This is a genomic window from Cellulomonas pasadenensis (assembly GCF_047229365.1).
Lineage (GTDB): Bacteria > Actinomycetota > Actinomycetes > Actinomycetales > Cellulomonadaceae > Cellulomonas.
Genome location: NZ_JBFTEP010000122.1, coordinates 1 through 10,850, shown reverse-complemented (window position 1 = coordinate 10,850; position 10,850 = coordinate 1). Strand labels below are relative to the sequence as shown.

Below are 10,850 nucleotides of genomic sequence, written 5' to 3'. Positions count from 1 at the left end.
CCGCCGCCCCGCGCCCGCGGTGCTGCTCGTCCCCGCGGCACTCGCGCTCGTCCTGCTGCTCGCGCCGCTCGTCGCGCTCGTCGCCGCGACGCCGTGGGCCGACCTCGGCGCGCGCGTGCTCGAGCCCGCCGTGCTCGACGCCCTGCGCCTGTCCCTGACCACCGCCGCGACGAGCACCGCGCTGTGCCTCCTCGTCGGCGTGCCGCTCGCCTGGGCGCTGGCGCGCGCCGACCTGCCCGGGCGCTCGCTCGTGCGCGCGCTCGTGACCGTGCCGCTCGTGCTGCCCCCGGTCGTCGGCGGCGTCGCGCTGCTGCTGCTGCTCGGGCGGCGGGCGCCCGTCGGGCGGCAGCTCGAGGCGTGGTTCGGCGTGGGCGTGCCGTTCACGACCCTCGCCGTGGTCCTCGCGCAGACGTTCGTCGCGCTCCCGTTCCTCGTCCTCGCGGTCGAGGGGGCGATCGGCGGCACGGACGAGCGCCGGGAGGCCGCCGCGGCGACGCTCGGGGCGTCGCGCTGGTACGTCGTGCGACGCGTCACCCTGCCGGCCGCGGCACCCGGCATCGCCGCCGGCGCGGCGCTGTGCTTCGCGCGGGCCCTCGGCGAGTTCGGTGCGACGCTGACGTTCGCGGGCAGCTTCCCCGGCACGACCCGCACCATGCCGCTCGCCGTGCACCTCGCGCTGGACACCGACCCGGACGCCGCCGTCGCGATGTCGCTGCTCCTGCTCGTGCTCTCCGTGGCCGTCCTGCTCGTCATGCGCGGCCGCTGGGTCGGCGGCCTGACGGGTGCGCGGGAGCCCGCGCCCGGCGTGCGGGCCGGGGGCGTCCGGTGACGCCCGTGCCGCGGGGGCTCCTCGGCCGTCCGCGCGGGCTCGCACCGGCGCCCAGCGGCGACCTCGACACCCACGTCGTCGTCCGCCGCGGCGCGTTCACCCTCGACCTGGCGCTCGCGGTGCCCGCGGGCCGCGTGCTGGCCGTCCTCGGGCCGAACGGCGGCGGCAAGTCCACCGCCCTGGCGGCCCTCGCCGGGCTCGTCCGGCTCGACGCCGGCCACGTCCGCCTCGGCGCCCGCACCCTCGTCGACGCGGCCGAGGGCGTCGACGTGCCGCCCGAGCACCGCCGGCTCGGCGTGCTGCTGCAGGACGTCCTGCTCGTGCCGCACCTGTCGGCGCGCGAGAACGTCGCGTTCGGGCGTCGCGCCGCCGGCGAGCACGCCGCCGACGCGCGCCGCCGCGCCGACGAGCTCCTCGCCGCGCTCGCCGTCGACGCGCACGCACGCACCCGGGCGCACCGGCTGTCCGGCGGCCAGGCGCAGCGCGTCGGCCTGGCCCGCGCGCTCGCGGTGGAGCCCGCCGCCCTGCTGCTGGACGAGCCGTTCGCGGCGCTGGACGCGTCCGGCCGCACCGTGGCCCGCGCGGTCGTCGACCGGCACGTCCGCGCGACCGGCGTGCCGGCGGTGCTCGTCACGCACGACCTCGCCGACGCGCTCGCGCTGGCCGACGACGTCGTCGTCGTGGAGCACGGACGGGCTGTGCAGCGCGGCACGCCGCACGCGGTGGCGGCCGCGCCGGCCACCGCCTACGTCGCCGGCCTCGTGGCCGCCCTCGACGGACGCCCGCCCGGGGTGGTCACGTGACCGGGCCGGTCGCGTGACCGGGGGCGACCGCGGCGCGGGCGGGTCGTCGGCCGGCCGCGGGCACGCCCGCGCGGACGTGCTCGTCGTCGTGCCCGCGGGCGGCACGTCCCGCCGTCTCGGCGGGGGCGACAAGACCGCCCTCGACGTCGGCGGGCAGCCGCTGCTGCACCGCCTCCTGCACGACCTCGCGCGGTGGCGCACCGTCGTGGTGGCCGACCCGCCGCCGGCCCCGCTGCGGGCGACGCTCCCGCACGTGCGGTGGTGCCGGGAGGACCCGCCGGGCGCCGGCCCCCTCGCGGCGCTGGCGGCCGGGCTCGCGGCGGGTTCCGTCGCCGGGCCGCCCGCGGGACCGTCCGCCGCCCCGACGGCCGCCCCGGACGCCGCCGTGCTCGTGGCCGTCGCCGGCGACCAGCCGTTCGCCGGCCGGGCCGTGCCCGCGCTCCTCGCAGCGCTCGACGCGGCACCGCACGCCGCCGCGGCGCTCGCCGCCGGCCCGGACGGCCGCCCGCAGCCGCTGCTCGCCGCCTACCGCGTGCCGGCCGTGGCCGCCGTGCTGCGCGGGCCCGTGGCGGACCGGCCGGTCCGTGCGCTGTGGGCGCACCTCGACGTCGTCACGGTCGACCTGCCGGCGGCGACCGTCCTCGACGTCGACGACGCGGACGACCTCGCACGCGCGCGGGACGTCGCGGGGGACGTCGCGCGCGACGTCCCGGGTGGTGCCGCCGACGGCCCCTGAGGAACCCTCGCGCACGGCGCCCGCGGCGGCGGGCTCAGCGTGCGCCGGCGCGCCGCCGCAGCTCGTCGTCGACGTCCGCGAGCGCGTCCCGCACCCGCGCCTCGATCCCGGTGGCGTCCGCCCCGGCCTCCGCCGCACGTCCCGCGACGACGCCGACGAGGAACGCCGTCATCGGCCCCGCGGGCCGCACGACGCCGTGCGCGACGTCGCGCACCATGTCGAGGACGGGGTCCGCCGCGTCGAGCACGAGCCCGGGGTCCACCTCGAGGACGGCGGCGACGTGGGCGAGCCACTCCGGCAGCGGGTCGGCGTGCGGGGCGGTGTGCGGGTCGTCCCCCGGCTCGGTGTGCGGCTGCATGCGTCGTCTCCCGTCGTGAGGGGTGCGCGCCCGGCGTGCGGGAGCCGGCGTCCTGCGGTCGCCGAGCCTACGCGTGCCGCCCCGGCCGTGGCCCGGGTCGACGCCGTCAGTCGTCGGCGGACGTCGTGCCGAGGTGCGGCGCGAAGGCGCGCTCCCGGGCGCGGGCCGCGAGGTGCTCGACGCGGTCGGCCTGGTCGCGCGAGCGCGTGATGAAGTGCTCGAGGCGTGCGACGTCGAGCTCGAGCGCGTCGGCGTGCTCGCGCAGCGTCACCCATCCCATGCGCTTGCCCTCCAGCCCGGACCGGATGATCTCGAGCTCCAGGACGAGGGACATGGGTGAGCGCCCGCCGACGCGGCCGTTCGGCTTGAGGCGGGCGACGTGCTCGCCCAGCACCGCGCCGACGCGCTTGAGGCGCGAGAGGGACAGCTCGAGGTCGCGGGCCGTCGCCATGTGCGTGGCCCGCTCCTCGCGCAGCTCGGCGGCGAGCCGGCCGAGCGGCTCCCGCATGTCGCCGATCTCCTCGACGCGGCTGAGCCGCTCGAGCCGGGAGATCACGGCGGTGGCACCGGCGACGTGGTCCTCGACGTACGTCGCCAGCAGGGTGCGGTCGATCTCGGGGTGGTCGATGTCGGGGTGGTCGGTGTCGGGGTGGTCGGTGCCCATCGCTCCTCCGGTGCGGCCGTGGTCCGTCGCGGCCCGTGGCAGCGGCGGCGGTCCCGTCGATGCTGCTCGCCCGGGGACCGTCGCGCCAGGGGAACGGCCCGCGGCCCGGTGCACGCGGGCGTCCGGGGTGCGCGCCCGGCGTCGCCGTCAGCCGCGGTCGGACGGGACGACGGCGTCCGGCTCGTCGAGCATCGGCGTGACCGCGTCCGGCTGGTCGGCGGCGGCGACGGCGGCCGCGGCGGGCGTCGTCAGGCGGACGCGGCTGCGGCTGGCGCGCGGGCGGTAGACGATCCGGGAGTGGAACGTGAACCGGGCCACGAAGGCGACGACGAGCGTGATGGCGGTCGCCAGGACGGCCGCCACGTGCATGGTCTCCACCAGCAGCGCCATGACCGGCATCCGCACGAGCGTCTCGACGTTGTTGAACGTGAAGGACTGCCCGAACCGCGCCCACGGCCCCTTGCCCTCGTGGCGCAGGTCGCGGAACACGAACCGCTCCTGCATGAGGAAGTTCCCGACGATGGTGAGCTCGGCCGCGACGAGTGCCGCGAGCAGCCAGCCGGCGCCGAGGGTCGTGAGCAGGGCGACGATCGCGACGTTCGCGAGCGCGCCCAGCCCGCCGATGATGGCGAAGCGGGACATGCGCCCGAAGCGCAGGCCGCCGAGCTGCCACAGGAAGTGCAGGCCCTGCGCGAGGTTCGCCTTCGAGCGGCCCGCGAACCGCTCGCCGAACACGAACGGCACCTCGACGACCCGCATGGGGTGCCGGGCGAGGATCTCGAGCAGGATCTTGAACCCGCGCGGCCGCAGCACCTCGAGGTCGACGGCGCTGCGCCGCACGAGGAAGAAGCCCGTCATCGGGTCGGAGCAGTCCCGCAGCCGCACGGGGAACATCGCTCGCGTGACCGCCGTCGACGTCGAGGACACGGCCTGGCGTGCCGCACCGGACAGGCCCGCGCTGCTGCCGTCGCCGACGTACCGGGAGGCGACGACGACGTCGACGTCGTCCTCGGCGGCGCGCGCCACCATCGTCGGGATCAGCTCGGGCGGGTGCTGCAGGTCGCCGTCCATGACGAGGCACAGGGGGGCGTCGGACGCGCGCAGTCCCTCGGCCACGGCACCGCCGAGGCCGCCCACGGGGTCGTCGCGGTGCAGCACGCGCACGGGCAGCCCGGCGCTCGGCGCCACGGCGCGGACGACGTCCGCGGTGTCGTCCGTCGAGTCGTCGACGAACAGCAGCTCGGCGTCCAGCCCCCGGGTCGCCGCGTCGACGCGGCGCACGAGCTCCGCGACGTTCGGCGCCTCGTTGAAGGTGGGGACGATGACGGTGAGCCGGGGGCCACCTCGCGACGGTCCCGTCATCTCGGCCTCGCTCACGCTCGTCGGGGTCGCCGTCGGGGGGTCCACGGCGACGTGCCGTCACGGTAGCCGACGGTCCTGGGAACGCAGAAGGCGCGAACCGCGCGAAACGCTTCAGGGGCCCCCTGGGGCGCGCAGGTCCCCCGAACGGCAGCATGGGCCCGTGCAGCGCGACGTCACCTCCCACCTGTCCCTCACCGTCCGCTCGGCCGCGACCCTCGTGCTCGAGGTCGCCGTCGCCCGGTCGCACGCGCCCGACGAGGCGCTCGCCGTGACGCTCGACGGCGCACCGGTGCCCGTGCGCGAGCTCGACGGCCCGCTCGGCACGCGCCTGCACGTCGTCGACGCGGGCCCCGGCGCGCTCGTCGTCGACTACCGCGCCACCGTGCACGGCACGGGCGCCGTCGCGCCGGGCGACGGCGAGGCGGACCGGCTGTGGTCCACCCGTCCGAGCCGGTACTGCGAGTCCGACGCCCTGGGCCCGACGGCGCGCGCCGAGTTCGCCGGGCTGGCCGGCGTCGACCTGCTCGCGGCCGTCTCGTCGTGGGTCGGCACCCGGCTGGCGTACGTGCCGGGGTCGAGCCAGCCGACGGACGGGGCGGTCCGCACGCTCCTCGCCCGGCAGGGCGTGTGCCGGGACTACGCGCACCTCGTCGTCGCGCTGCTGCGGGCCCTGGACGTGCCGGCGCGCGTGGTCGCCGTGTACGCGCCCGGCCTCGCGCCGATGGACTTCCACGCTGTCGCCGAGGCGTGGGTCGACGGCGCGTGGCGGGTCGTCGACGCGACCACGCTCGCCCCGCGCCCCTCGCTCGTGCGGGTCGCGACCGGCCGCGACGCCTCCGACACGGCGTTCCTCAGCGTGCACCGCGGCGTCGCCGTGCTGGACGCCGTGTCGGTCACCGCCGTCGCCGACGTGCTGCCCGACGACGACGTGCGCACGCTGGTGTCGATCGCCTGACCCGCCGCACGGCGCTGTGACCTTGGTCGTCGTCGGCTCCGGGGCGTCCGCTCGACAGGCCGAGGCCGGTCGTCGCTGGCACGCTGTCCACCATGCAGATCTGGCCCGGACGCCCCTACCCCCTCGGCGCCACCTACGACGGGACGGGCACGAACTTCGCCCTGTTCTCCGGTGTGGCGGAGCGCGTCGAGCTGTGCCTCGTCGACCCCGACGGCACCGAGACCCGCATCGACCTCCCCGAGGTCGACGCCTTCGTGTGGCACGGCTACGTGCCCGGCCTCGCCCCCGGGCAGCGGTACGGCTACCGCGTGCACGGGCCCTACGACCCCGCGCAGGGCCACCGCTGCGACCCCTCCAAGCTGCTGCTCGACCCGTACGCGAAGGCGATCGACGGGCAGATCGACGGCGACGCGTCGCTGTTCTCCTACCGGTTCGACGCGCCCGACGAGCGCAACGAGGAGGACTCGAAGGACCACACGATGACGTCGGTCGTCGTGAACCCGTTCTTCGACTGGGGCCACGACCGCCCGCCGCAGCACCAGTACCACGAGTCCGTCATCTACGAGGCGCACGTCAAGGGCCTGACGCAGCTGCACCCCGCCGTCCCGGAGGAGCTGCGCGGCACCTACGCCGGCATCGCGCACCCCGCCGTGATCGAGCACCTGACGAGCCTCGGCGTGACGGCGATCGAGCTCATGCCGGTGCACCAGTTCGTCAACGACCCGACGCTGCAGGAGCGCGGCCTGTCGAACTACTGGGGCTACAACACGATCGGCTTCTTCGCGCCGCACAACGCGTACTCCTCGCTGACGACCTCCGGGCAGCAGGTGCAGGAGTTCAAGTCGATGGTCAAGGCGCTGCACGAGGCGAACATCGAGGTCATCCTCGACGTGGTCTACAACCACACCGCCGAGGGCAACCACCTCGGCCCGACGCTGAGCTTCCGCGGCATCGACAACGCGAGCTACTACCGGCTCGTCGACGAGGACCCGGCGCACTACTTCGACACCACGGGCACGGGCAACTCGCTGCTCATGCGCTCCCCGCACGTGCTGCAGCTGATCATGGACTCGCTGCGGTACTGGGTGACCGAGATGCACGTCGACGGGTTCCGGTTCGACCTCGCGGCGACGCTGGCCCGGCAGTTCCACGAGGTGGACCGCCTGTCGGCGTTCTTCGACATCGTCCAGCAGGACCCGGTCATCTCGCAGGTGAAGCTCATCGCGGAGCCGTGGGACCTCGGCGACGGCGGCTACCAGGTCGGCGGGTTCCCCCCGCTGTGGTCCGAGTGGAACGGCGACTACCGCGACACGGTGCGCGACTTCTGGCGCGGGGAGCCGCAGACGCTCGGCCAGTTCGCGAGCCGGCTGTCGGGGTCGTCCGACCTGTACGAGCACACGGGCCGCCGCCCCATCGCGAGCATCAACTTCGTCACGGCGCACGACGGCTTCACGCTCGCCGACCTCGTGTCCTACAACGAGAAGCGCAACGAGGCGAACGGCGAGGACAACCGCGACGGCGAGAGCCACAACCGCTCGTGGAACTGCGGCGTCGAGGGCCCCACGGACGACCCCGACGTCGGTCGCCTGCGCGCGCGCCAGCAGCGCAACTTCCTCGCCACGCTGCTGCTCTCGCAGGGCGTGCCGATGATCGCCCACGGCGACGAGATCGGCCGCACCCAGGGCGGCAACAACAACGGGTACTGCCAGGACAACGAGATCACCTGGATGGACTGGGACCTCGACGACGAGCGCCTCGCGCTGCTCGAGTTCTCGCGCCGCCTCGTGCGCCTGCGCCGCGACCACCCGGTGTTCCGGCAGCGCCGGTTCTTCGCGGGCTCGCCCGACCACGGCGGCGAGTCGGACCTGCACGACATCGCGTGGCTGTCCCCCGGCGGCGAGCACATGGAGGACGCGGCCTGGCACGCCGACCACGCCTTCGCCGTGCAGGTCTTCCTCAACGGCGACGCGATCGCGGAGCCCGACATGCGCGGCGAGGACGTCGTGGACGACAGCTTCCTGCTGCTGTTCAACGGGCACTGGGAGAAGGGGCAGTTCCAGCTGCCGGCGCCCGAGTACGGCGACACGTGGACGGCGATCCTCGACACCGACTCGACGGTGGCCCCGGGCACCGAGATCGAGGCGCGCGGCAAGATCGAGATCGCGCCGCGCTCGATGGTCGTGCTCACGCGTCCGCCGGTGACGCAGACGCCGGGGGGCCCGGGCACGGGTGCGCCGCCGTCCGCCGCGACCGCCGCGCGCGCCGGCGGTGGTGTGCAGTGAGCGAGACCTGGACGACCCCGGAGCGGCGTCTCGTCCGGCCGCCGCACCGCGTCCCCGTCTCCACGTACCGCGTCCAGCTGGGCGCGGACCTCACGTTCGACGACGTCGCCGCCCGCGTGCCGTACTACGCGTCGCTCGGCGTCACGCACGTGTACCTGTCGCCCGTCCTGACGGCGGCGCCGGGGTCGACGCACGGCTACGACGTCGTCGACCACGACGAGGTCTCCCCCGTGCTCGGCGGCGAGGACGGCCTGCGCCGGCTCGCCGACGCCGCGCACGACGCGGGCCTCGGGCTCGTGCTCGACATCGTCCCCAACCACATGGCCGTGCCCACGCCCGTGTGGCACAACCGCGCGCTGTGGTCCGTGCTCACGGACGGCCCGGAGTCGCCGTACGCGTCGTGGTTCGACGTCGACTGGTCGGCGGGCGACGGCGCGGTGCTCATGCCGGTGCTCGGCGACCGCATCGGGGCCGTCCTGGCGCGCGACGAGCTGCGGCTCGTCGAGGAGGACGTCCCCGGCGTGGGGACCACGTGGGTGCTGCGGTACCACGACCACGTGTTCCCCGTCCGCGCCGGCACGGAGTCGCTCCCGCTGGGCGAGCTCGTCGAGCGGCAGCACTACCGGCTCGCGTACTGGAAGGTCGCGGACGAGGAGCTCAACTACCGCCGGTTCTTCGACGTCGGCACGCTCGTCGCGATCCGCGTCGAGGAGCCGGAGGTGTTCGACGCGACGCACGCGCTCGTGCTGCGGCTGCTGCGCGACGGCGTGATCGACGGCCTGCGGATCGACCACCCGGACGGCCTCGCGGACCCCGCGGGCTACCTGGCGCGCCTGCGCGAGGCGACCGACGGCGCGTGGGTCGTCGTCGAGAAGATCCTCGCGGGCGAGGAGGAGCTCCCCGGCGACTGGGACACCGCCGGCAGCACCGGCTACGAGGCGCTGTGGCGGATCCAGCAGACGTTCACCGACCCCGGCGGCGCGGGCCGCCTGGGTGCGCTCATGCACCGGTACACCGGGGACGAGCCCGACGCCTTCGAGCGGCTCGTCGACGAGGCCAAGCGCCAGATCGTCGACGGACCGCTCTACGCGGAGGTGCACCGGCTCACCACGATCGCGGCGGAGATCTGCCACGAGGACCTGCGTCTGCGCGACCACACGTGGCGCTCGATCGAGGAGTGCCTCGTCGAGCTGCTCGTCGCGTTCGACCGCTACCGCGCGTACGTCGTGCCGGGCGAGGTCCCGTCGCACGAGCAGGTCGCCGTCATGCAGGCGGCCGCCGAGCGTGCGCGGCGCCGGCTCCCCGCGGAGCGGCACGAGACCGTGCACGTGCTCGTCGACCTGCTGCTCGGGCGCGAGGTCGGGTCGGCCGGGCGCACGCGCGACCCGCGGCGCGACGAGCTGGTCGTCCGGTTCCAGCAGACGTGCGGCGCCGTCATGGCGAAGGGCGTCGAGGACACGGCGTTCTACCGCTGGACGCACCTCGTCGCGCTGTGCGAGGTCGGCGGCGAGCCCGCCCGGTTCGCCTTCACGCCGACCGACCTGGCCGCGTGGGCGTCCCGCGCCCAGGTGGCGACCCCGCTCGGCATGACGACGCTCTCGACGCACGACACGAAGCGCGGCGAGGACACCCGTGCCCGCATCGGCGTGCTGTCGGAGCTGCCCACCGAGTGGGCGGACCTCGTCGAGGACCTGCGCCGCGCGACGGCCGGGTACCGCGGTGCGCTGCTCGACGGGCGCACCGAGTACCTGCTGTGGCAGACCCTCGTCGGCACGTGGGACGGCGACGCGCCGATCGACGAGGAGCGCCTCGTCGAGTACCTGACCAAGGCGATCCGGGAGGCGAAGTCGCGCACGGCGTGGACGGCCCCGGACGAGGCGTACGAGGAGGCGGTACTGACCACCGCGACGCGTGCGGCCGCCGACCCGCGGGTGCGCGGGCTGCTCGCCGACTGGGACACCCGCACGCACGCGGCGGTCCGGGCGGCGACGCTCGGCACCAAGCTCGTGCAGCTGACGCTGCCCGGCGTCGCCGACGTGTACCAGGGCACCGAGGTGCCCGTGCTCTCGCTCGTCGACCCCGACAACCGCCGGCCCGTCGACGCGGACGCGCTCGCCGCACGGCTCGCGCGCCTCGACGCGGGCGCCGTGCCGCGGACCCTCGCCGAGGAGAAGCTGCTCGTGACGTCGCGCGCCGTGCGCCTGCGCCGCGACCTGCCCGAGGCCTTCGTCGGGCCGGAGGCCGGCTTGGTCCCGCTGCCGCACTCGTCCGGCCACACCCTGACGTACGCGCGCACGGTCGCGGGTCAGCCCCGCGTCGCCGTCGTCGCGACGCGGCTCGCCGCGGCGGTGGAGCGCCTCGGCGGCTGGGCGGACCACACCGTCGCGCTGCCCGAGGGCACGTGGCACGACGTCCTCACCGACCGTCCCGTGCCGGGCGGCGTGCAGCGGGTCTCCGACCTGCTCGAGCGCCTGCCCGTCGCCCTGCTCGTGCACGACGAGGAGTGACATGACGTACGTCCCCGAGGTGTGGGCGCCCGCCGCCGCCCGCGGCCGCGGGCTGGTCGAGCCACGTGGCCAGGTCGGCGCGCGTGCCCGGGCGGATGCGCTCGATGCGCACGTACGCGCGGGGTGCCTCGATCTCGTCCTCGCCGGTGTTGGTCAGCAGCACGCGCACGCTGAGGTCCTCGCCGGGGCGCAGCACGGGCGGTGCGACGTCGAGCACCTGCACCCGGACGGGCAGCGCCGCCGCGTCGTCCGCGTCCTCGTCCTCGTCGTCCGTCGGCGTGCGCGTGGCGGACGCCGACGGGCCGGTGCGTGCGGACGGCGCGGGGGGGGCCGGGCCGGCGCCGGGCTCTTATA

9 protein-coding genes and 1 pseudogene are annotated in these 10,850 nt (G+C 75.9%); 6 read left to right on the top strand and 4 right to left on the bottom strand.

Annotated features, from left to right (window positions below; all coding sequences use genetic code 11):
• The first annotated feature begins 19 nt into the window (after positions 1 to 19).
• Genes AB6N23_RS14750 through AB6N23_RS14740 form a run of 3 tightly spaced genes read left to right on the top strand, consistent with a single transcriptional unit; the run spans position 20 to position 2,368 of the window.
• Entirely contained in the window at positions 20 to 829 is an 810-nt protein-coding gene (locus tag AB6N23_RS14750; RefSeq protein WP_412866770.1) for an ABC transporter permease, read from the top strand.
• A gap of 5 nt (positions 830 to 834) precedes the next feature.
• Positions 835 to 1,632, top strand: coding sequence for an ATP-binding cassette domain-containing protein (locus AB6N23_RS14745; protein ID WP_412866768.1), 798 nt, complete (start codon positions 835 to 837; stop codon positions 1,630 to 1,632).
• A gap of 13 nt (positions 1,633 to 1,645) precedes the next feature.
• Complete coding sequence (locus tag AB6N23_RS14740; protein ID WP_412866767.1) at positions 1,646 to 2,368, top strand: NTP transferase domain-containing protein; 723 nt, start codon at positions 1,646 to 1,648, stop codon at positions 2,366 to 2,368.
• Between the two features lie 34 nt (positions 2,369 to 2,402).
• Here AB6N23_RS14740 and AB6N23_RS14735 read toward each other — a convergent pair whose 3' ends face one another.
• The 3 genes from AB6N23_RS14735 to AB6N23_RS14725 form a co-directional block, all read right to left on the bottom strand.
• Positions 2,403 to 2,726, bottom strand: coding sequence for a DUF6457 domain-containing protein (locus AB6N23_RS14735; protein WP_412866766.1), 324 nt, complete (start codon positions 2,724 to 2,726; stop codon positions 2,403 to 2,405).
• 106 nt (positions 2,727 to 2,832) lie between these two features.
• Positions 2,833 to 3,390 (bottom strand): hypothetical protein, encoded by a 558-nt coding sequence (locus tag AB6N23_RS14730; protein WP_412866765.1) that lies wholly within the window; start codon positions 3,388 to 3,390, stop codon positions 2,833 to 2,835.
• 147 nt (positions 3,391 to 3,537) lie between these two features.
• A complete protein-coding gene (locus AB6N23_RS14725) occupies positions 3,538 to 4,752 on the bottom strand; it encodes a glycosyltransferase (protein ID WP_412866769.1) in 1,215 nt (404 codons plus the stop codon).
• A gap of 160 nt (positions 4,753 to 4,912) precedes the next feature.
• On the opposite strand from AB6N23_RS14725, the gene AB6N23_RS14720 reads away from it, so the two are divergent.
• The 3 genes from AB6N23_RS14720 (at position 4,913) to treY (ending at position 10,496) form a co-directional block, all read left to right on the top strand.
• A complete protein-coding gene (locus AB6N23_RS14720; protein WP_412866764.1) occupies positions 4,913 to 5,707 on the top strand; it encodes a transglutaminase-like domain-containing protein in 795 nt (264 codons plus the stop codon).
• A 92-nt stretch (positions 5,708 to 5,799) separates the two neighbouring features.
• On the top strand, positions 5,800 to 7,989 hold the full coding sequence (gene glgX / locus AB6N23_RS14715) for a glycogen debranching protein GlgX (RefSeq protein WP_412866763.1): 2,190 nt from the start codon (positions 5,800 to 5,802) through the stop codon (positions 7,987 to 7,989).
• Positions 7,986 to 10,496 (top strand): malto-oligosyltrehalose synthase, encoded by a 2,511-nt coding sequence (gene treY / locus AB6N23_RS14710; protein WP_412866762.1) that lies wholly within the window; start codon positions 7,986 to 7,988, stop codon positions 10,494 to 10,496. Before glgX ends, treY begins: the two co-directional genes overlap by 4 nt.
• On the opposite strand, the pseudogene AB6N23_RS14705 reads toward treY, so the two are convergent.
• Positions 10,405 to 10,737: pseudogene (locus tag AB6N23_RS14705) on the bottom strand (hypothetical protein); the annotation flags it as partial. The gene treY and the pseudogene AB6N23_RS14705 sit on opposite strands and share 92 nt — an antisense overlap.
• Between the last annotated feature and the right edge of the window lie 113 nt (positions 10,738 to 10,850).

Coding starts and splice junctions, on each gene's coding strand:
- glgX (WP_412866763.1), top strand. CDS start 5,800: ATGCAGATCTGGCCCGGACGCCCCTACCCCCTCGGCGCCACCTACGAC.
- AB6N23_RS14730 (WP_412866765.1), bottom strand. CDS start 3,390: ATGGGCACCGACCACCCCGACACCGACCACCCCGACATCGACCACCCC.
- AB6N23_RS14735 (WP_412866766.1), bottom strand. CDS start 2,726: ATGCAGCCGCACACCGAGCCGGGGGACGACCCGCACACCGCCCCGCAC.
- AB6N23_RS14725 (WP_412866769.1), bottom strand. CDS start 4,752: ATGACGGGACCGTCGCGAGGTGGCCCCCGGCTCACCGTCATCGTCCCC.